Origin of the sequence: Colwellia sp. 6M3 (assembly GCF_014077595.1) — a bacterium.
In the GTDB taxonomy this organism is placed as follows: Bacteria; Pseudomonadota; Gammaproteobacteria; order Enterobacterales; family Alteromonadaceae; genus Cognaticolwellia.
This window is the reverse complement of record NZ_JACGWF010000044.1, coordinates 12,331-32,857: the sequence shown is the minus strand read 5'-3', so window position 1 is coordinate 32,857 and position 20,527 is coordinate 12,331. Positions and strand designations below refer to the sequence as shown.

General features: G+C 35.3%; 21 protein-coding genes. 13 read left to right on the top strand and 8 right to left on the bottom strand.

The window, feature by feature from the left end:
• Positions 1–105: 105 nt before the first annotated feature.
• From H4J50_RS11090 to sigX, 3 genes are read left to right on the top strand one after another with little or no spacing between them, the layout of a single operon-like run.
• Complete coding sequence (locus tag H4J50_RS11090; protein ID WP_182256405.1) at positions 106–351, top strand: hypothetical protein; 246 nt, start codon at positions 106–108, stop codon at positions 349–351.
• Positions 341–1,165 (top strand): mechanosensitive ion channel family protein, encoded by an 825-nt coding sequence (locus tag H4J50_RS11085; protein ID WP_182256403.1) that lies wholly within the window; start codon positions 341–343, stop codon positions 1,163–1,165. The genes H4J50_RS11090 and H4J50_RS11085 overlap by 11 nt, the downstream gene beginning before the upstream one ends.
• Before the next feature lie 12 nt (positions 1,166–1,177).
• On the top strand, positions 1,178–1,714 hold the full coding sequence (sigX, locus tag H4J50_RS11080; protein WP_108456521.1) for an RNA polymerase sigma factor SigX: 537 nt from the start codon (positions 1,178–1,180) through the stop codon (positions 1,712–1,714).
• A gap of 157 nt (positions 1,715–1,871) precedes the next feature.
• Here sigX and H4J50_RS11075 read toward each other — a convergent pair whose 3' ends face one another.
• The 3 genes from H4J50_RS11075 to H4J50_RS11065 are packed head-to-tail and all read right to left on the bottom strand — an operon-like array spanning position 1,872 to position 5,240.
• On the bottom strand, positions 1,872–2,198 hold the full coding sequence (locus H4J50_RS11075; RefSeq protein WP_182256410.1) for a YdbL family protein: 327 nt from the start codon (positions 2,196–2,198) through the stop codon (positions 1,872–1,874).
• 37 nt (positions 2,199–2,235) lie between these two features.
• Positions 2,236–2,418: a YnbE family lipoprotein gene (locus tag H4J50_RS11070; protein ID WP_108456520.1), complete on the bottom strand. Its 183-nt coding sequence runs from the start codon at positions 2,416–2,418 to the stop codon at positions 2,236–2,238.
• A gap of 2 nt (positions 2,419–2,420) precedes the next feature.
• Positions 2,421–5,240: a YdbH domain-containing protein gene (locus H4J50_RS11065; protein WP_182256401.1), complete on the bottom strand. Its 2,820-nt coding sequence runs from the start codon at positions 5,238–5,240 to the stop codon at positions 2,421–2,423.
• A gap of 254 nt (positions 5,241–5,494) precedes the next feature.
• Between H4J50_RS11065 and H4J50_RS11060 the strand changes: the two genes are divergently transcribed.
• Both H4J50_RS11060 and H4J50_RS11055 read left to right on the top strand, forming a co-directional pair.
• Positions 5,495–6,172, top strand: coding sequence for an alpha/beta hydrolase (locus H4J50_RS11060; RefSeq protein ID WP_182256399.1), 678 nt, complete (start codon positions 5,495–5,497; stop codon positions 6,170–6,172).
• Positions 6,173–6,211: 39 nt separating this feature from the next.
• Positions 6,212–6,382: a hypothetical protein gene (locus H4J50_RS11055; protein WP_182256397.1), complete on the top strand. Its 171-nt coding sequence runs from the start codon at positions 6,212–6,214 to the stop codon at positions 6,380–6,382.
• 175 nt (positions 6,383–6,557) lie between these two features.
• Here H4J50_RS11055 and H4J50_RS11050 read toward each other — a convergent pair whose 3' ends face one another.
• Complete coding sequence (locus H4J50_RS11050) at positions 6,558–7,151, bottom strand: DUF938 domain-containing protein (protein ID WP_108456517.1); 594 nt, start codon at positions 7,149–7,151, stop codon at positions 6,558–6,560.
• A 78-nt stretch (positions 7,152–7,229) separates the two neighbouring features.
• Positions 7,230–8,357, bottom strand: coding sequence for a GNAT family N-acetyltransferase (locus H4J50_RS11045; protein ID WP_182256395.1), 1,128 nt, complete (start codon positions 8,355–8,357; stop codon positions 7,230–7,232).
• A gap of 177 nt (positions 8,358–8,534) precedes the next feature.
• Here H4J50_RS11045 and H4J50_RS11040 point away from each other — a divergent pair, with 177 nt between their 5' ends.
• The 7 genes from H4J50_RS11040 to H4J50_RS11010 all read left to right on the top strand — a co-directional run bounded on the left by H4J50_RS11040 (position 8,535) and on the right by H4J50_RS11010 (position 15,270).
• Positions 8,535–9,113 carry an SOS response-associated peptidase gene (locus H4J50_RS11040; protein WP_182256393.1) on the top strand — a complete coding sequence of 193 codons (579 nt, stop codon included), beginning with the start codon at positions 8,535–8,537 and terminating at the stop codon, positions 9,111–9,113.
• Between the two features lie 57 nt (positions 9,114–9,170).
• Positions 9,171–9,527: a DUF2750 domain-containing protein gene (locus H4J50_RS11035; protein WP_182256391.1), complete on the top strand. Its 357-nt coding sequence runs from the start codon at positions 9,171–9,173 to the stop codon at positions 9,525–9,527.
• A gap of 684 nt (positions 9,528–10,211) precedes the next feature.
• Complete coding sequence (locus H4J50_RS11030) at positions 10,212–10,814, top strand: DoxX family protein (protein ID WP_108456513.1); 603 nt, start codon at positions 10,212–10,214, stop codon at positions 10,812–10,814.
• Positions 10,815–10,858: 44 nt separating this feature from the next.
• Entirely contained in the window at positions 10,859–11,317 is a 459-nt protein-coding gene (locus H4J50_RS11025; RefSeq protein ID WP_108456512.1) for a hypothetical protein, read from the top strand.
• 16 nt (positions 11,318–11,333) lie between these two features.
• The gene (locus H4J50_RS11020; RefSeq protein WP_182256408.1) at positions 11,334–12,203 is read left to right on the top strand and encodes a DUF692 domain-containing protein; all 870 of its coding nucleotides are present in this window, start codon (positions 11,334–11,336) and stop codon (positions 12,201–12,203) included.
• Positions 12,204–12,249: 46 nt separating this feature from the next.
• Entirely contained in the window at positions 12,250–13,026 is a 777-nt protein-coding gene (locus tag H4J50_RS11015) for a DNA-binding domain-containing protein (protein ID WP_182256389.1), read from the top strand.
• Between the two features lie 219 nt (positions 13,027–13,245).
• Positions 13,246–15,270 carry a winged helix-turn-helix domain-containing protein gene (locus tag H4J50_RS11010; RefSeq protein ID WP_182256387.1) on the top strand — a complete coding sequence of 675 codons (2,025 nt, stop codon included), beginning with the start codon at positions 13,246–13,248 and terminating at the stop codon, positions 15,268–15,270.
• Here the strand turns inward: H4J50_RS11010 and H4J50_RS11005 are convergent.
• The 3 genes from H4J50_RS11005 to H4J50_RS10995 all read right to left on the bottom strand — a co-directional run bounded on the left by H4J50_RS11005 (position 15,257) and on the right by H4J50_RS10995 (position 18,646).
• The gene (locus H4J50_RS11005) at positions 15,257–16,036 is read right to left on the bottom strand and encodes a tetratricopeptide repeat protein (protein WP_108456509.1); all 780 of its coding nucleotides are present in this window, start codon (positions 16,034–16,036) and stop codon (positions 15,257–15,259) included. The two genes, H4J50_RS11010 and H4J50_RS11005, sit on opposite strands and share 14 nt — an antisense overlap.
• 334 nt (positions 16,037–16,370) lie before the next feature.
• Positions 16,371–17,234, bottom strand: a complete 864-nt coding sequence (locus H4J50_RS11000; RefSeq protein ID WP_182256385.1) for a tetratricopeptide repeat protein — start codon at positions 17,232–17,234, stop codon at positions 16,371–16,373.
• 584 nt (positions 17,235–17,818) lie between these two features.
• Positions 17,819–18,646: a tetratricopeptide repeat protein gene (locus H4J50_RS10995; RefSeq protein ID WP_182256383.1), complete on the bottom strand. Its 828-nt coding sequence runs from the start codon at positions 18,644–18,646 to the stop codon at positions 17,819–17,821.
• A 384-nt stretch (positions 18,647–19,030) separates the two neighbouring features.
• Here H4J50_RS10995 and H4J50_RS10990 point away from each other — a divergent pair, with 384 nt between their 5' ends.
• Complete coding sequence (locus H4J50_RS10990; RefSeq protein ID WP_259366230.1) at positions 19,031–20,509, top strand: COG3014 family protein; 1,479 nt, start codon at positions 19,031–19,033, stop codon at positions 20,507–20,509.
• The last annotated feature ends 18 nt before the right edge of the window (positions 20,510–20,527 follow it).

Genomic DNA, 20,527 nt, shown 5'->3' with positions numbered 1-20,527 from the left:
CATGCTGTGCTTATTTTTGTCACTAAAAAAAATAAAATTATTGTGACTTTTTACTTTAAAAATCGTTGTTATTAATGGCAGCAAAGTTATAGCTAGGGGAAAAAGATGAACAACATAGAACAAAATCTGACAGAAGCGCTTCAATGTGAAGATGATATTTCTTTTGTTACGTCAGATGAAGAATTATTTAAACGTGCTGAGACTTCAGCCAATGTACAACAGGGCAGTAAAGATTTAATTTCGCTGGGTATGGCCTCTATTTGGGTGGTATTTGCTGGTTTATTTATCAATGTATTAAAGCCAACATTAAATAATAAGGCTGATACTAGAGGGAAAAGTAATGGACACTGAAAACATTACCGATAAAACTTATAATGGGCTTATCGCCATATGGCATAAAATTGTTACCTTTATGCCGGACTTAATTGTAGCTCTTTTATTTTTGCTGGTTGGTTGGGTTATTGCAAACATAATTAAAGGCTTGCTGAATAAGTCATTAATCAAAATTGGTTTTAATACCTTTTTAGACAAACTCGGTTTAGAAGCTTTGCTAAAAAAAATGGATTTAAAAGTTCAAGGTAGCCAAGTTGTAGCCAGTCTTATTTCTTTCTTTATTTTTCTAATATTTTTATTAGCTGCGTTAGATATAGTCGGCCTTGATATGTTGTCGGGCTTAATTGATACACTTGTATTGTTTTTACCTAAGCTACTCGCTGCATTAGCCGTCTTACTTTGTGGTTTTTTTGCCGCGCAAATTGTTTATAACGCGGTAAAAATCACCTCAAAAAATACGGGTGTTGACTATGGTCGTTCTGTGGCAGAGGTTTGTCGTGGAATAATTATCATCATAACGGTATCACTTTCTATCACACAACTTGATGTAGATGTATGGCTATTAAATAGTATTATTTCAGTAATAATTGCCAGTGTTGGTTTAGCTGCTGCCATTTCTTTAGGTATAGGTACAAAGTCTATGGCACAAGAGATTGTTGCGGGCGTTTATCTTAGGGATATGTATCAAACAGGCGATAATATTGAAGTACAGGAAGTAAAAGGCGCTCTTGTTTCTATTGGCAGTGTTGCTACTAAGGTTATAGGGGAAAACGAAACGATCATTACCGTACCTAATACTTTTTTATTAGCGAACAAAGTTACTAAGCAATAGGTAACTGTTGATTTGAATTCGTTTAACGAACGCCAACTCGTTGCTTTAGTGCAAGAGGGGTTACCTTATGACACGCAGTTTTTTCAACAGCTGGTCACACCATACTTGCCTAAATTAAAAGGTTATTGTATTAAGGTGCTTGGTAATCAGTCTGATGCTGAAGAAGCAGTACAAGAAACTATCATTAAGGCTCTGACAAATTTGAAAGGGTTTAAGTGGTTAGTGTCATTTCAATCTTGGCTATTTAAAATTGCACATCATGAGTGCATAAATAAAATGAGAGAACGTCGTTGGGATATAATGCAATACGATGATGATTACCTCGATAGCCTGGAAGCTAAACAACCTGAAGAAAACGACATAACCACGTTAATTTCAACAATGTTAGAGAGTCTATCTTTTGATGATCGTAATATTATGTTGTTACGTTACCGTACGGGTTTAGATTTTCAGGAAATTGCTGATATTTGTGAGATGAAACTCTCAGCAGTTAAAATGCGTCACAAAAGGGTTCTTGAATTTTTGACTGATCATATGAATTCTGATTAACATCAATGCCAAGCTTACTCAGTCGATTAAAGTAATTGAGTTAATAAATGCAGTGATAGATATTAATTGGCGTACATTTTGATTAAAAGCATATTGAATCGGGTAGAGTTAAATAAAAAGGGGGCTGATCCACCCCCTGATAAGGTTAAAAAGTCTATTACTTCTTAACCCATTGTCCTGCCGAATTTTGAATAAAATGACCTGATTGAGTTTTAATAATGGCTTTCTCTCCTGCTAATGCCATTACTTGCTCCATAGTGATTTCATTTTTACGTGCTAAATTTAGATAAATATTTTTACGTTTTTCGTTAATATGATTAACTAAGCTTTGTGTTTCAGTACTGTTGACCACTACACCTAAGTATCCATTTTTCATTTCGCCAATGAGGCCTTGTTGTTTAGCATCGTCAAGTGAAACAGCCCAAGCAGAAAAAGCCATTGTGGTGGCAAATAGTGTAAAAATAAACTTTTTGGCTATGTTCATGGTTATGTTACTTATAAGTTTGCTCATTAATTACTCCTTAAAATACGTCGCTATTGTCACTAAAAATGTCATCAAGCTGTCTATCAACTTTCACTTTAATCTCATGATCAATTTTTAAATTTAAATTAATCGTGATGGGTTCTTTGGCGCTAACTTCTACCCGGTGAGTACAGCCACTGATTATAACCATAGCTAAAAATGTGGTTAGTATTTTATTCATATTTACTCCTTATTTATTTGTAAACCTTTGATGATTTTCTCTTCAAATTGCTTGGTAATTGACATTGATTCCAGCAAGCCTAGTAAGTCATAACTTAAATTTAAGTTGAGGTTTACATCATTATCGATGTCAGGGTTGCGACCTTTAATAACGGTTTCCAATAACATATAGCCATCGTCTGCCATCGAAACATCAGAAGATAGTTGGTTGTAGTGTAAATTCTGTAACGCATCAAAAGCTAACTGCAATTGGGTATTACTGGCCTTAAGTTTTGACACCGCCGGATTATTCATTATTTGTATTAGGCCATTACTGACATTATGTAGTTCTCCATTTTCCATAGTGTACTTTTCGCCATCATAAAAAATAGGTAAATGCCCTGAAATATTGCCTGTAACTACAATACCTTGCTTTTCGTCTAACGCCAATACTTGTGCTAAGTCTATATGAGTAAGCTGAACGTCAACTGAATGTTTATAATCGAGAGGCCATTGAATTTTGGGAATAGCGAAACTACCGCCTAAAATATCACCACTGAGTTTGGTGGCTGAAATTTTAAATTCTCTTTCATAATGCCAACTGGTATTAATTGAAAGCTTTGAGATTGGTGTCGGCGTATCTATTAATGCAACCGTAAGATTCTCTTGAGCGGGAGAGTTTTGTTCGCTCAGTGAAGTTAACACACCATTTAAAAGTTGAAAATTTTGCTGCCAATTTAACTCTTGTACCCAAATATTGGCTATTTCACCACTGAGTGACGCCACATCAACAGATAAATCTAAAGTTGAGTTTTGAACATTATTTAAATCCGTTATTTGACCTTTCACACGGTAACTTAATGTACCTTCAACTAATTTTACATCTGTGGGTAATTTAATATTGAGCGCGAGTAGGTCGGTAAGTGGCAATTGTTTTGCTGTTAATTCCAGTTTAGGTTTGTTGACTGCACCGGATACCACTAGGTTCCCCAGAGGTACGTTGTCGGCAATAACAGCAGCATGTATTTTAATATCATCGATATTACCGATAATATTGCTATTAATAGACAATGAGTTGATTTCAACCACATTTGCATAGCGTAATTTATTAACCTGACTATTCAAATGTAGATTAACATCAATGCTCTGTTTTACTTCTAATTGGTCATTGCTCTGAACGCTATTTTTTACTTGCCCAGGCATGTTTGTTGTGATGTTACCCTGTATTTGCATAGCAACTTGTTTGATTGTCAGTTGTTTATTATTTGTTGCTATTTGGTTTGCAGGTATTGATATTTTGTTGCTAGTCAGTGTGGAACTGTCGTCAAAGCTTACGATGATTTTTGTTTGTTCTTGGCGCATAGCACCTTGTAGATTTAGTATTACTGGCGAATGAGTAAAGCCTTTCAGTGCTGAAATAAGTAAGGGCATTTCAAACTTAAAATCTAATTCAGCCGTTGGCAATATTTCATCTAATGTTTTTTGTTGGTTATTATCATTGCCTGTACTGCTCAATTGATTTTGTTGTGATTTATTGGCTTCTACTTGGGTGGATAAGCTCTGAGGAAGGAGGCTGTTCTCGCTTTGTAAATAATGATTTAAGTTTATATTAATATTACTTAAGGCAAGCTGATTAACCTTGGTTTCATTATTTTTAATCGCTAAGTTGAACGTTACGGCGGTTAATAAAAGCCTTTTTTCATTTAAATCATAGGATAAATTACCATATGGATTCACTATGACTTGCTCAATAACGTTGTCGTTTAAAAGCGTAATAAGTTCTGGAGAAAGTGATGTTTTGCTAAGGTAATTAAGTAAATGTTGATGACTAAATTGTGCCTGTAAACTGTTTTCTTTTTGAAATTCAATATCAAGTATTGTTGCTGGATTAATCGATGGTTCAGTCGATGTATTATCTGACGCTAAATTTATTTTGCTATATAGGTTAAGTGCGCCAGTTAGTGCAAATGGGCCACTGTTTTTAACACCCTCAATTGATGATATCGATAATGCTTTTAATTGACTCGATAAAGATAATTGCTCTGCTTGATAATGTAGTTCACTTTCAAAATCGCCATTAACGGCTATCGATTCTATTGTCTTTAATGTTGCAGGTGGTAAGGGAAGTTCATGTGCTAATAAAAATTGTTTTAAGGGGGCTAACTGACTTACAAAGCCAACCTGAAGTTGATTTCTTGCAAGTTTAGCTGCTATTGATTGGTTAATAGAAATATTAGCTTTTATTACGGTATTTTGTTGATGATCTGCGATTGAAAACTTTAGCGTATTATTTATCGCTGAAAATTTTCCGATATAGTATTTTTGTATTGATGAGTGTTGACTCTTAGTTTGACTCTGGATGCCTGTGACGCTTTCAGGTGCAAAAGGTAAATAGCTAAATTCTTTAACATTAATGCTAAAAGGTAAATTAATCTCAGAAAGTTGCGTTAAATAAGCTTTCAGTTGCTGCTTAGCTGTAAGGTCTTGATTGTCCAGTGAGGGCTCTTTTAACGTATTAAAAAGGGTCGTTGTACCCTGAATTGATATGGAAGAGATGTTGATATGCTTAATTTTTTGTTGAGCGGCTAAGTCAAGTGTTAGGCTGATATCTTCGAACTTAAGATCTGCTTGTGGCGTTTGCAGGCATAAACGGTTTATTTTTACCGATAAATCTATGCTTATTGTAAAATCTATACAGTCGATACTGGTGTTGTAAGGCTTAAGTTTTTCTTCGCTTAAGCTTTTTATGATGGCTACGCGTGATAAGTAAGCGAGCACAATAAAGAGAAAAATTACGCTAATAATAAAGGTAAAGGCGAGTAAGCTTTTTTTGGCTAATGTCATTAGTTTAGTTCAGTCCTTCTAACAGGGTTAAGCCCGTTTAAATCCATTTTTAATCAACTTTATACAAACTACTTTATACAAACTACTTTATTGCTGTTAACTGATAGTATCAATCAAAGCCATTGATTTAAATACAGGGTTGAAAATAGCGCAGGTTAACTTTGTTGTTTTACCTAGTCAGTGGATATTTTAATTGCACCGAAGACACGTTATGATATCGACATTTTTACAGTAACAATTATAAAGAGAGAAGTATGTCTGCTGCCCCATTAGAACGAATTACCATCGAACCTACTTTACCTGCTACCGCTTGTGTTATTTGGTTACATGGCTTAGGCGACTCAGGTGCAGGATTTTCACCTATTGTGCCAGAGTTAGGCTTACCTAAAAACCATCCGGTACGTTTTGTTTTCCCACATGCGCCAGAGCAACCCGTAACGATTAACCAAGGTTATGTTATGCGTTCATGGTACGACATTAAAAGTATGGATTTGCATAACCGTGCTGATATGCAAGGTGTACTTGAATCTGAAGTTAAAGTAAGAGCATTAATTTCTGAGCAAATTTCTGCAGGTATTCCAGCAAGTAATATTGTTTTAGCCGGCTTTAGTCAAGGTGGTGTGGTAAGTATGTTTACAGGTTTACGTTACCCTGAAAAGCTTGCTGGCGTTATGGCGTTGTCATGTTACTTACCTAATGCTGACGCCTTGCCTGAGCAACTTAGTGAAGCTAACCGTGAGACTGATATTTTACAACTTCATGGTGAAAATGATGATGTAGTGCCACTAAGCGCAGGTAAAATGGCGAATAAATTACTTAATGAGCACGGCTATCCGGTTACTTGGAAAACTTATCCTATGGCTCATAGTGTTCATCCAACTGAAATTCGTGATATTGCTTCATGGTTAATTACGCGTTTAGATTTAGCTTAATAATCATTCATAGCCAAATTTAAATTATAGGATAATAGAATGCCAGAAGTTACCGTGAAGCTCGCTTTTGAAAAAGAGAATAAAAATAGTATCCGATTTAAGGAAGTGCCAGAACCTGGTAAAGCTGAAGCTGTAGGCAGCTTATATTTACAGAAGTGGTTGGCGGGTGATGCTAAAACAATTGAAATTACAGTAAAAATCCCTGATTAGTCATTGAAGTTCACGCTTTAATTCCCAAGGGCATGTTTTAATTCAAGGGATTCATACTTCAATTTAAACTCATCTCTAATGCGTTTTAACCAGACTTATCTATAAAGCAAAAAAATGCGCTAGTTATTATTAGCGCATTTTCATTTCTACAGTGAAGTTTCAATATATTTATCACTTAGCTTATCTTTGTAAATTCCAGTAAACGATTATTAGCAGGCATGACGTGATCGTGTTCCAGAAACAAACCCGCTTGTTCAGCTAATGCTTTTATAGCTTCAAAATCGCGAATAGCACTTTGGCTATCACGCTCTTTAAGCCAGATATCAAAATCGGCATTACTATCACTGCTGTACTTGCCTTGATAATTAAAGGGCCCATAAATACAGAGCTTTCCTTGTTGATTTAAATGTTGAGATACCCCACTAAAGAATGCTTGAACTAAAGGCCAGCTAACAATGTGTAAGGTATTGGCGGTGTAAATGGCGTCAACTTTTTCAATTGGCCATGGGTGGTTAAGATCAAGCTCGATCGGATATAGCAAGTTCCCTGCAGGATACTCCTGTAACCATTGCTTGATAGCTTCATGATTTAAACGTATATCACTGGTTTGCCAACTTAACCACGTCATGTTTGGTGCAAAATATACCGCATGTTGTCCGGTACCTGAGCCAACTTCTAAAACGCTTTTACTTTTACTAAAGGCTTTGGTTAACAAAGCGAATATAGGTGATTTATTATTTTCACAGGCTTGGGAGAAAGGTTTGTTCATGATTTATTACTCAAATTATGACTTAAATTACTGTTGAATTGAATGTTCAAAATTTCACTCGTTTTATCTAGGGTGTAATTAACGATTTTCATCGTTCGAATTAAACGGTAATAGCTGTTGGCACTGTGCTTGATAAGTCCGCATTTGCTGTTGTTCTTGTAAACAAAAAGCTTTAATTGCTGGTCTAAAACCCGCATGTTTAATCCAATGGTATGACGTGGTTAGTTTTGGTTCAAAACCACGTTGTATTTTATGCTCGCCTTGCGTACCCGGGTGGAACAAGCTTAATTTTTGCTCAATACAAAACTCTATACCTTGGTAATAGCATAATTCAAAGTGCAAATTATTAAACGATTTAGTACAGCCCCAGTAGCGACCATATAAGTTGTTGTCGTCAAAAAAGAACCAAGCACAGGCAACGTCTTCACCATTACAATTAGCGATAATCAGTAAAATATGTTCAGGTAATTTTTCTATTGCCGATCGAAAAAATTCAAACGATAAATGTGGTGTGTGTCCGCGCTTTAGATAAGTTAGTTGATACGTTAAATAGAAAAAGTCTAACTCTTCTTTACTAATGTCTTTGCCAATTATGCGCCTTACTTCAATGTGTTGTTGTATTATTGAAAGGCGCTCTTTGCGGGTGTTTTTTCTTTTTCTTGCCGTAAAACGTGATAAAAAATCGTCAAAATCTCGGTAGTTATGATTAAGCCAATGAAATTGAACGGTGTTTCGTTGATAAACATCTTTAGCTTGGTGCTGCGTTGGTGAGCAATACAATAAGTGCCAGCTATTTAATTGTTGATGTTGGCAATGATGAGTTAACACGTTAAAAATGTCAGCAAGTACAACCTCACTGGATAACAACTTATTGCTGGTTACCGGAGTAAAAGGAGTAGTAGCCACTAGTTTTGGATAGTAGGGAATATTATGTTGCTGGTATGCATCGGCCCAAGCCCAGTCAAAAACATACTCTCCCCATGAATGAGATTTAACGTACATCGGTAATATAGCGTTAATTTCACTCTCATCGTTATTACGTAACTGTAAATGATGGGGTTGCCAACCTTGGGTGTCAGACACTGAGCCACTGTCTTCTAAACATTGAAACAATTGATAATTTGAAAATACCGACGACTCAGTATTTAGTCGCTGCCAGTCTTGTTCAGCAATGTCTGAAATATTATTTAAAATTTCAATTTTCAATGATTATTCTGTTTGTTATTTATGTATAGATGAAGCTTAACAGATGGCTAATTTAATAGGTATACTCTATTTTATACGAGACATAGTATTTGTTTAAAGCCCTAGTAAATCATTAAACTTTAGCCTTAACGTTTAGACAAATACAGTAGAATATATCCAAGAGATTAAGAGAATATCATGTGTGGCAGACTTAATATTATTAACCATTCTTTATGTAAAATTGTCAGTGACACTGTAGGGTTTAACTTTTACAGCGACAGTAATAATAATTTGTGTCCAAGTGAGTCAATAGCCACCATTGTTCAGTCGAACCAGCACTTGAGCCAAGTAAATATGCGTTGGGGTATTCAGCCTTCATGGTCAAAGCGTTTATTAATAAATGCTCAAAGTGAAACGGTAGCCACTAAGCCAACATTTAGTCAGGCTTTTACTGAAAATCGTTGTTTAATCCCTATTAGTGGTTGGTACGAATGGCGAAAAGAGGGCGCTAAAAAGCAAAAATATTATTTTAGTCATGGGCAAGCGTTACCCTTATATATGGCAGGTATAAGTTATTATGGCAATAACACACAACCTCAAGTGGTAACACTAACCACTAAGCCAAATCCATTGTGTGAAAAGTTCCATCATCGTATGCCCGTGCTTGTTTTACCTGAGCATATTAACGCATGGTTAGCGCCGGAAAACTCGCAAGCGAATTTATCATCATTAATGTCAGCAATTTCCGATGAAAATCTCTGTGTCACAACAAGCTAGCAGCTAGCATTAAAATTCACGTATAATATATAAAACGTTATTAAGGTATTAAAACCAATGAGCACAGAAACAACTTTAAAGTCATTTTTAAATCAAGTTAAAGACACTCAAGAAATTTGGGCCCTGCAAGATAAAAACAGCCAAGACTGGGTGGTACTTGATTCTGTAAATTTTGAAAACACTGAGGTTATGCCTCTATGGTCAACCGAAGCACTGGCTAAAAGTCATTGTGTACAAGAGTGGGCAGATTATGTTCCTGCTGCTATATCTGTTGCTGAATGGATGGAGTTTTGGGTTGAAGACTTACTCGAAGATGGCGTTATTATTGGCCTTAATTGGCAAGAAAACGAAGCATGTTTTGAATTAGAGCTTCCTGAGTTTACTCAAGCATTAGCAGAAGTGGAAACCTTATAGTCCTTAATGTAAAACCTATACTAGTTTAAAAAATACAAAAATTAACACGTATTTATTGGTCAGATTCGGCTATTTATTAGCTTTAGTTATCTAAATGTTTTGAGAGTGCAACAATGTTGTACTCTCAAAGTATTTGTTGAATAGCACTCATTTACCCCTGCCATTGACGCACTTTTTACACTCTACTTATTGTTAGAAAACTATTTCTTATACGTATTAACATGTAAATAATGAATTTTTTGATTAAATAAAAAAATAAATAATTATTTTTTTTTAACGATTTTTATTCAGTTATACATAATTTCATTATTATTTAAGTGTTTACTGCCTCATATCAAAATATATCCCATAAATTCAAAATAATATTTTTTACATTTAGTTTCATGTGTTTACATAAAGTTACATGATGCTAGTGTTACTTTTTATCGCTATTTTATTAATTTTTATCACGTTGAACTGACAAACCGTATTTATATTTCAAAAAAATCATTGGTTTTTTTCAGTGTGTTTAAGGCTAAAAAATAATGAAATGGTTATAGAACTTACAAGGTCAAATTAAGCAGTGTCCCATACTTTGATTTAATCCAATTATTTGGGCAAGGCAATTTTGAATTAGATTTGAACTAGAATTAAACATTAAACATTAAACATTAAACATTACATTTAAGCGAATAGGAAAATAACATGGTGAAAACAATATTGGAAAAAGGTTACAGCATTTTAAATGCGACTAAAAAAATGGACTTCATTGCGCCACTTTTAATGCGTTTATATTTAGTGCCTATTTTTTGGATGGCGGGTACGCATAAAATAGATGGTTTTGACAATATTGTGCAATGGTTTGGTAATGATGATTGGGGATTAGGTTTACCATTTCCATTTATTCTTGCGATATTAGCTATAGGCGCTGAAGTTATCGGTGCTATTGCTTTGTTGCTAGGTTTAGGCGTGCGCTTAATGGCTGTTCCTATGATGTTTACCATGATCATAGCCATGACATCTGTACACGGACAATATGGTTGGCAAGCGATTGCAGATGCTAATGCGCCGTTTGCTAACGAACGAGTAGAGGCAACAGTTGAAAAGAAAGAGATGATAATTTCTATCTTGCAAGAACACGGTAACTACGAGTGGCTTACCAGCAGCGGAAATATCACCATTTTAAATAACGGTATTGAGTTTGCTGCAACATATTTCATTATGCTATTAGCACTATTTTTTATCGGTGGTGGCCGTTATGTCAGTCTTGATTACTGGTTCAAACGAAAAGTATTACCTAACGCATAAATAATTTTTACATACTTAATACAACACAATAAATGGAGAATAATATGAACACTAAAACTAAATTTCAAGGCGCGGCAGTTGCACTTGCTGTTGCAGGTTTAATGGGCGCTTCAGCAGTATCAGCAGAGCCAGCTAACAAAACAGCAAAAGGCAACACTGCTGAAATGGCGCATTGTTACGGCGTGAATAAATGTAATGGTCATAACGACTGTAAAACGGCTGAAAATGCCTGTAAAGGTCAAGCTTCATGTAAAGGTCACGGCTTTGTAGCTATGTCTGAAAAAACCTGTGGCGATATTGGCGGCACGGTTAAAGATGATTGGCGTGGTGAAGTTAATACTGCTGAGCTAACGCATTGTTACGGTGTAAATGTTTGTAAAGGTCATAATGATTGCAAAACGGCTGAAAATGCCTGTAAAGGTCAAGCATCATGTAAAGGTCATGGTTTTGTAGCACTTGCGGCACAAACATGTGACGATGTTGGAGGTACGGTTGGCGAATAATCAACCTATTGACAATATGACAGGAGAGCGATCGCTCTCCTTGTCTAATGTCCCTGTGCCAGAACATTTTCTTGGCTTTGGTCTTGGCCTAAGAACCGAGCACTTTCAAGATGTTCTTAATGATAAAATTAATATTGATTGGTTTGAAGTTGTCTCAGAAAATTTTATGGTAGATGGCGGCAAACCTAAGCATTATCTGCACAGTATTCGTGAACTTTACCCTATGGTGATGCACGGTGTGTCTTTATCTATAGGCTCAACCGATCCGCTAAACTTTGACTATTTACGTAAGTTAAAAGTACTGACTAATGAATTACAGCCTGAATGGATTTCAGATCATTTATGTTGGACAGGGGCGCACGAAAAAAACAGTCATGATTTATTACCTTTGCCATACAATGATGAAGCATTAAACCATGTTTGTCAGTGGATTGAGCAAGTACAAGAATTTCTTGGACGGCCGATACTGCTGGAAAATGTTTCAAGTTATTTAACCTATAAAAATTCAGAAATGACCGAGTGGCAATTCTTCAATGAAGTAGCACGTCGCTCTGGGTGCGAAATATTACTCGATATTAATAATATTTATGTCAGTGCTCGTAATCATGATTTTAATCCACAAGATTATCTAAATGGTATTTCAAAAGATAAAGTTAAACAGTTTCATTTAGCCGGGCACAGTGATTATGGCGACTATGTTATTGACACACATGATCACCCTGTGGCCGATCCTGTTTGGCAGCTCTACGAAAAAGCACTACAACGTTTCGGTTGGATAAGTACCATGATCGAACGAGATGATAATATTCCACCGCTAGCGGAATTATTAGCAGAAGTGGAAACTGCGCGCAATATTGCCACGAAAACGTTAGGCTCGTTAAGATAATCTTATACGAGTGAAAAATGATGAAAAGAATAAGAGCAAATATAGTGTGAGTAAACTTTCATTACATTCTCTGCAGCAGCAGATGATTAATTATTTAACTGACGATAAACCTGAAATTGCGCAACATGTTGCAGAACATGGCGGTATTAGTCGTGAAGCTCGTTTGCATATATACAAAAATGCTTATCAAATGCGCTTTAAAGAAACTATTGATAATGATCACCAAATATTGGGGATGTATTTAGGTGATGACTTATTTGATCAAATGGTCAGCGGCTATATTAAAGCTTACCCATCGAACAAAACATCATTAAGACATTTTGCTGATTCTTTACCTATGTTTCTTGCCAATCAAACACCGTTTAAAGATTATCCATTGATTAGTGAGTTAGCTCATTTTGAGCGGTTATTAATGGTGGCGTTTGACGCAAAAGACGCGAATCGCTATACTCGTGAGCGCTTGCTGGAAATTCCACATGAACAGTGGCCTAGTTTAGTTTTTCGTTTTCACCCTAGTGTACAAATTGCTATGTTTAACTTTAATACCGTAGAAACTTGGCAAGCATTAAAGCAAGAGCAAGCGCCAGAGCCTGCAAAGCAAACGGCTAATATTTGGTTGCTATGGCGAAATAATGAACGTTTAACCCAGTTCAGATCAATATCGCAGCAAGAACACAACTTGCTTAATCTGATGCTTAACGGCCATGACTTTGCAAGTCTGTGTGATAGCCTGTTATCACAAAACCCTAACGAAGATATTAGTCAGCTAGCATTGAATTATTTATTGTCATGGATAGATGACGGTATACTTTCCAGCCACTAGCCACTAGCCACTATTTTTTAAGTTCCTAAGTAAGGTTATTAATAGCGAGAAAATCACTATAACAGGCTTGATTGAGTTTCGGCTTTCTCATCATTTTAACCTAAGATTACTTCAGACAAACTTCTCATTAATATACCTTTAGTATTATTTAAATAATTACGGTAATATTATGAAAACAGTAATTTATTACTACTATGAGGAGTGACTGTCTGGTGAACTATGGATAAAATTAGACTGTCAAAAAACATAGTATTAGATTGCTTGAGTAGTGCTTTAATTATTGACAATAATGCTCAAAATATAGTTCCGCTTGATAACCTAGAATTTCAAGTATTAAAATACCTCGTTGAACACAAAGAAGTTGTTGTAACTAAAGACGAATTGCTGGCGTTATGGCCATCACGCGTCGTCATGGATCACTCCCTTGCTCGCGTAATGTCTATTTTGCGCAAAAAATTAGGTGACTCTTCTAAAAATCCTACATTTATTAAAACCCTTAATCGTCAAGGTTATCTCTATATCGGCCTAAACTCAGCGGCTACTGACACGCAAATAGCCAGCGAAAAAATTAAACGTAGCATCCCAATATTGCCGCTAATTTTTGCCGTTAGCCTATTGTTACTATTATCGACAATTTGGTATTTCTCGTCAGACAGTCGTCCGAATGAGCAATTTATTTACCAAACAGAAATTATTGTAGACCCTGACACCCAAAAACAAGACTTGAGCATTAATCAAAGTGGCAGCCATTTGGCATATTCGGCAAGAACTTTGGGTCAAGAATATTGGTTTTTAAGAGTGAAAAGTTTACGTACTAATAGCGTTATTGATCACAAGATTGACGATGTAAATACTTCTCACCCCATTTGGCTTGATGACAACACACTGGTATTTCAGCATAAATCAGAAAATGAGTGCTCGATAAAAAAAATATCTTTACTACCGACAGGACAATTATCCGACGTAAGTAACATAACGTCATGTAATAGAAATAGTGCAAGCCAAACCATGGCAGCACTCACCAACAGTTCAGTCTTAGTTGCTGAAGTATCGCCACTGAATGGTAGATCATTAATACACTTGTTAGATATTGCATCGGGGAAAAAAAGCGTTATTGAACAAAGTGAAAATGATGATAGCGAAATTTATTTTCTTCAGACCAGCCCTGATAGAAAGCATTTGGTGACGTTGAGCACCGCTAATTGGTTTAGTACGACGATTAAACTCTATGATATTGATGATTTTAAAAATGAAATTTGGCGTAAAGAAATAAAAAATATTCTTTACACTGTAGCGCTAACCAATGAAAAATTAACCTACATCAACGAATATGGTGGTGTTAGTGTTAGCTATTTCAACAGCAACCAAGTTGAGTCATTAAATGCTATTTTTACGTCTAAGGTCTATAGCCCAATGGCCCATGAAAATAATATTTTTTTATTGGAAGGTTTGTACGCTTCAACTAACCTAACACTGGTTAATTTCCTTACCAACAAAGTTAAAGACATCAGTCACTTCAACGGTGCCAATATGACTTTGCCAAAACAAGTTAATAATAAAAAGTTTTTATTTGTTTCCAATCAATCGGGAAAAAACCAACTGTGGTTAGCCAGTATCGATAGTGGAGAAGCTAAACAACTTACCGTTTTAGATCGTTCCTATAACATCAGTTCGTATGACGTTGATGGCTTATTAAACCGTATTGCCATGACAACACAATTTGGGGTATTAGTGCTAAATAAAGAGAATAATGGCCAATATAAAGTATTAACATCTATCCCTGATGCTCAAGATCCAGTGATATATGAAGGTTTACTCTTTTATACGAAAATCCGATCTGATGGCACGGATATCTATCAATATGATCTGTTAACACAAGTTGAGCAACTCTATATTAAAGACGGTTATAAACTGGTGCAAGATGCAGGATATTTTTATTATATAAAGTACTTTCAGCCTGGCATTTGGCGCGTTAGCATTAATGACAAAAATCATTTCTTTGAAACGCCACTTGAGAGTTTAACGTTAGAACAATGGTATATAAAAGATGGTGATCTTTACTTATTAAATGAAAGCCAGATGATTAAATATAACTTGGAGCAGCAAACACTACAGTCGTTTGAAAATATACAATGCAGTGAGCCTGAAGTATGGAGAACGAACTCTTGTATAAATATTCAGGATGCGCCACGAGCCAACAGAATTATAAAAATATCTAAAAAACGTCTGCCTAAAGGAAAGTAAAGTCTTTTAAACCATCAACGCCCCAAGTGCTATAACAGCTTTTGCATGAATAACTTGGAATACGCGAGCCTAATGATATTATTGGTCGACGAATTGAGATTATTTGTTGATTTAAAATAGCTTGAATAGATGGTGATTCTATAACAATAACTTCGATGTTGCTTTTTGGCCACACACGTTCTTGTTTTGCATTTATTATCACAGGTTTTTTTGCCATTGCTTGCAGCAACAACGGAAAGTTATCCGACGTTATATCTTCTTTCTCTTCAATTATATCAATAACTTTTGGTAGGTCTGGATGTAGATCTTGATAAGCTTTTGCTAAATATTTGTCTGCTTTTTCTTGATTGTATAAACCAAAGCTCTTATTTAAATACACTATCCCCAATAAGAAAGTAGAGTTCAGAAAATCTTTTCGTGCAGATTTTTCTAAATTAATCATACCTTTTTTTACATTTTTGTATTTTTTATCGCTTAAATAGATCAAGCCCGTTTTATATAAAGCTCTGACATTACCATGTCGGGCAGCTTTTCTAAGGTTTAAAAAACCTTTGTCTTTATCAATATTGGTGCCAAAGCCGTGATAATAAAACTCACCCATAGTGGTTAATGCACTGATATGGCCTCGCTTAGCACCTGCTTTGAATTTATTAAAATAATCGACACATTGGTCGGTATCACATGGAGTAAGTTTCATAGCCGTAGCAGGGCTATTCACCATAAAAAGCGTAATGGTTAAAAATAATAATTGAATTGTTTTATTCATTAATTTTCACTTTTAAATAACTTACTATGATTGGACGTTCGGATAAATGTTCACTTGTTCATTTATGAACAGAATATGAGACATTACATAAGCGTTGCTAATGATACTTTTTATACAAGATGTAACATCATATCAAGGTAAAACCTTGTTGTAGTATTGGTTTAACAATAACGTATTAAGATCATCATTAATGGCTAAATCATAGCATTTAACAAATGTTGAATGCCAATATATCTCAAGATGATTAAATGAAAGGGCTCATTCTCAATATCAAAAATATAATCAACCAAGGAAAAATACTTAGCTGATTATATTTACTTTTTAAGGCTAATTATTATCTTGCGGAAATACCACCACCACCTGAGCCAGTTGCATCAACTATCATTAACATTCCTGGAGAAAAACCACTTAAGTCTCGACCTAATGACTGATTACAACCGATGATTTCACCACATGACTTACCAGGGATTCTTGAGCCCGTAGTAGTAATAGCCTTGCGAAAAGCGATTAAGTTTTCATTCAAAAGCTGTGTTAAAGGAGGTGATGTAATGGTTAAAACTTCAATTTCTTCTTCAGGCCATTCAATAGCGCCGTCGTTAGTCACCACTAGAGGAGTTTTAGCTAATTCTTGAAACAATAAAGGAAAGTTACTGTTATCTAAAGAAACTTTAGCTTTAATATTAGTAATGACTGCTGGAATCTTAGGGTGGCGCTGTTGATATGATTTACTCAAGTATTTATCAGCTAATGCAAAGTTCTGTGGTGTAAATTGATTATTGTAATAAATGGTTGCGAGTAAAATGTTAGCATTTTCATCGTCTTTATTAGCGGCTTTCTCTAAATACTTAATGGCATCGTCAAGATCATAATTTTTTTTGCTGGTTAAATAAATTAAACCTAATTTATATTGCGCATTTGTATCTGCATATCTAGCGGCACGCTTAAGGTACTTAATAGCTTGATCTTCATTGGGCTCTGTTCCGTAACCATTATAATAAAATTGCCCTAAAATCGCCATGGCACCTGAATGGCCTCTTTTGGCTGCCTTTTTATACATCTTGAAATAACTTTTACATTCGTCAAGTTGGCAATAGTCCATAGATGAACTCGACTGACTTTTTGTTACTTGCCCAACACCATACGAAAAAGGTGTAAAGCCAATTAAACAAAATACGGTACCCAATATTATATTTTTCATTTTATTAATTCCATTTGAGTGTAGCTTGCAATGTTATTGATAGTGCTTATGTAAATAAATAGTTCAAACACTAGTGATTAATCGTGTGCGTTATACGCTTTAATGAGCACTACCTAACCTTTACAAAATTAAGGTTGAAATTGAAATGATAAAAGTTAATATTTTCTTATGTAATAGTTAAGTAGCTATAAATTATGAGTTTATTTTTATGTTTTGTTTTCATTTTTAAGAGTGATAAATATTAAATCCTCGATCTAAACGATGATTTTCCGTTGTTTTATGGTGCTCTGTATTTTTATAGTCTTGTAACTATGGCGCTGTTAATGAGCCACATTACTTGTCTGTACAGTAAAAAACTTCATGACCTAAAACAAACTTATTCAATGGTTCTAATGACTCGCTAAGTACATCTTTATACTCATCACGTTCAACATTTTGGCTGGGTAATTCGTAGATATTTTTAAAGCTATGATAGCTAAATGGAACGAGATAGAGCAATACAGTTTCAATAAAAAACTTAGTGCGAGATTGCTCAGCGATTACTGCAACTGTGTATGCTAATTACTTTTGCGTTGCATCAAACATCAAAGACCACCGAGCTTAATAAAGGGTGCCAAGCCATATAAATTTCCGCCCAATGACTGTAAACAACCGATGATCTCACCGCAAGACTTACCTGGAATTCGTGAGCCCGTGGTAGTAATAGCTCTGCGATAAGCGATTAAATTCTCGGTTAGGATCTTAGTTAAAGGTGGAGAGGTAATGGTTAATACTTCAATTTCATCTTCTGGCCATTGAATAGCGCCATCGTTTGCTACTAAAAGTGGGGTTTTGTTTAACTCTTCAAACAGTAAAGGAAAATTACTATTATCCAACGAAACGTTGGCCTTAATATTACCAATAACCGCCGGAATTTTAAGGTGTCGCTGTTGATATGATTTGCTTAAGTACTTATCGGCTAATACAAAATTTTGTGGTGTAAATTGATTGTTGTAATAAATGATACCTAATAAAAGGTTGGCCCTTTCATCGTCTTTTTTTGCGGCTTTATTTAAAAATTTAATCGCAGCATCAAAATCATAATTTTCTTTACTGGTTAAGTAGATCACGCCTAATTTATATTGTGCACTTGTGTCAGCATATCTTGCAGCGCGCTTGAGAAATCTAATGGCTTGTTCCTCGTTGGGCTCAGTGCCATAGCCAATATAATAAAATTGACCCAAAATCGCCATGGCGCCTGCGTGCCCTCGGCTAGCTGCCTTTTTATACATTTTGAAATAGCTTTTACATTCATCGAGCTGGCAATACTTAATCAAAGAGCTTGATTGATCTTTTGATATTTCAATATTAGCGTATGCCGAAGAAGTAAAAGCAATTAAACAAAATACCGTACATAAAATTATACTTTTCATTTTATTAATTCCTTTTTGAGCGTAGCTGGTAATGTTATTGATAGTGTTTTGACATAACTAGATTGTTCAAACACAAGGGATTAACTGTGCTCGTTATATTTTTACTGAGCACAACCCAACCTTTGCAAAATTACGGTTGAAATTGAAATGATAAAAGTTAATATTTTCTTATGTGATAATTAAGTTTATGAAAAGTAGTGCTTTATTTTAGTGTTTAATGTTTTTTTTAGTTGTGTGACAATGATAGCTATTAGCATGTTCATGCTCAAGTTAAGCGGTATATTAAGTTATTCTTACATTTTAACCACAAAGTAATTATTGCTACTGGTAAAAAATAAGATTACTTTTGTGTATAACAAAGTAGTTAATGACGTAAGGCGATTGATGCATAATAGGGTCAATAAGCCATCAGAATTATGTTACGGAAATAAATTAATTCAAATGATCAAATCACTTGCTAAGCACATTCTTTTAACCGTCATGTTTATCGCTTTGCCTGGTTGCAGCTCTTTGCAATTCGCTGATATTTTTCAAGGCTATAGTAGCCAAATGAAATCAGTGAAAGCAGCGCAACGTCAAGGAAACTTTGTCATGGCGCAAAGTCTATTGAACGAGCGGTCAGCTAGCAATGGCAGCTATGTATTAGGTTTGCTAGAAAGAGGGCGGTTAGAATTTTTAGCTAATAATTGGTCAGCTAGCCAGCAAACATTTGCCCAAGCGTATATCGAGATTGAGGAACAACGCAATAAAGCTAAAATTCAAATTAGCAAAGGTATTGAGAAACTAGGCGCTGTGGTGAGTAACGACAATGCTATCTCTTATCAAGTTCCGTATTACGAACAAGGTATGTTACACAGTTATCAAGCACTTAATTACTTATTCCAAGATGATTTATCTGGTGCGTTAGTTGAAATTCGTCGCGCAAATTTAGTGCAAGAAACGGCTTTAAAAGTCTATAAAGACGAAATTTATAAAGCTGAAAATGAGCTGCAAAATTCAGGCATGAGCACCGACAGTTTACAAGGTGGTTACCCGAATATGGACAAGGCTATTGGTAAAGTAAAAAATGGCTTTCAAAATGCCTTCACTTTTTATTTATCGGGGATTTTGTATGAAGCCAGTGGTGAATTTAATGATGCATATATAGACTTCAAACGTGCGATAGAAATTTATCCAGAAAACCCTTACTTGCAACAGGATGTTTTAAGGTTGGCCAGTAAACTGGGTATGCAAGACGATTTAATTAGCTTTCAACAACGTTTTGGAAAATATCAATCAAAAGAGTCAACAGGACAAGGTAAAATCGTAGTGCTTGTTGAGCGCGATATTGTGAACAGTAAGCAAGATGTCGGCTTAAACTTACCAGTAGGTAGCAGCAGTTATGGCTTAAAGTTCTTCAGTTTTTCTTTACCTGTTTATGAAGGAGCTTTATCGCAACACAATAAGCTTACACTTCAGAATGCGGGACAAAGTTATCAAACGAATGAAATTGTGCGAATTCAGTCGTTAGCGGCAAAAGATTTAAAAGATCAATTACCGTCACTATTAACCCGACAAGTCGTGCGAGTCGTTGCCAAAGAACAAGTTCGCCAAAAACTTAGCCGTGAAGCTGGCAATGTAGGTAATATTTTAGCGAGTATTTATAATATTGCTTCTGAAAAGGCCGATACTCGCAGTTGGAGCACGCTGCCTGACCAAGTTGATATCATTCGTTTCGATACATCTTCAGGTAAAAAAGTATTGCAAATGCAGGTAGATGGCCAACAAAAATCGATTGAAATTGATGTTCAACCTAATAGAATTACTTTAATCAATATTTCAGCTATTGGTAGCCATTTTGGTTATCAAACCGTTAATTTATAACTTACGTTAAATAATAAT

Coding starts and splice junctions, on each gene's coding strand:
- H4J50_RS11020 (WP_182256408.1), top strand. CDS start 11,334: ATGACAGGAGAGCGATCGCTCTCCTTGTCTAATGTCCCTGTGCCAGAA.
- H4J50_RS11050 (WP_108456517.1), bottom strand. CDS start 7,151: ATGAACAAACCTTTCTCCCAAGCCTGTGAAAATAATAAATCACCTATA.
- H4J50_RS11090 (WP_182256405.1), top strand. CDS start 106: ATGAACAACATAGAACAAAATCTGACAGAAGCGCTTCAATGTGAAGAT.
- H4J50_RS11000 (WP_182256385.1), bottom strand. CDS start 17,234: ATGAAAAATATAATATTGGGTACCGTATTTTGTTTAATTGGCTTTACA.
- H4J50_RS11035 (WP_182256391.1), top strand. CDS start 9,171: ATGAGCACAGAAACAACTTTAAAGTCATTTTTAAATCAAGTTAAAGAC.
- H4J50_RS11010 (WP_182256387.1), top strand. CDS start 13,246: ATGGATAAAATTAGACTGTCAAAAAACATAGTATTAGATTGCTTGAGT.
- H4J50_RS11070 (WP_108456520.1), bottom strand. CDS start 2,418: ATGAATAAAATACTAACCACATTTTTAGCTATGGTTATAATCAGTGGC.
- H4J50_RS11030 (WP_108456513.1), top strand. CDS start 10,212: ATGGTGAAAACAATATTGGAAAAAGGTTACAGCATTTTAAATGCGACT.
- H4J50_RS10990 (WP_259366230.1), top strand. CDS start 19,031: ATGCATAATAGGGTCAATAAGCCATCAGAATTATGTTACGGAAATAAA.
- H4J50_RS11040 (WP_182256393.1), top strand. CDS start 8,535: ATGTGTGGCAGACTTAATATTATTAACCATTCTTTATGTAAAATTGTC.
- H4J50_RS11005 (WP_108456509.1), bottom strand. CDS start 16,036: ATGAATAAAACAATTCAATTATTATTTTTAACCATTACGCTTTTTATG.
- H4J50_RS10995 (WP_182256383.1), bottom strand. CDS start 18,646: ATGAAAAGTATAATTTTATGTACGGTATTTTGTTTAATTGCTTTTACT.
- H4J50_RS11060 (WP_182256399.1), top strand. CDS start 5,495: ATGTCTGCTGCCCCATTAGAACGAATTACCATCGAACCTACTTTACCT.
- H4J50_RS11065 (WP_182256401.1), bottom strand. CDS start 5,240: ATGACATTAGCCAAAAAAAGCTTACTCGCCTTTACCTTTATTATTAGC.
- H4J50_RS11025 (WP_108456512.1), top strand. CDS start 10,859: ATGAACACTAAAACTAAATTTCAAGGCGCGGCAGTTGCACTTGCTGTT.
- H4J50_RS11055 (WP_182256397.1), top strand. CDS start 6,212: ATGCCAGAAGTTACCGTGAAGCTCGCTTTTGAAAAAGAGAATAAAAAT.
- H4J50_RS11085 (WP_182256403.1), top strand. CDS start 341: ATGGACACTGAAAACATTACCGATAAAACTTATAATGGGCTTATCGCC.
- H4J50_RS11075 (WP_182256410.1), bottom strand. CDS start 2,198: ATGAACATAGCCAAAAAGTTTATTTTTACACTATTTGCCACCACAATG.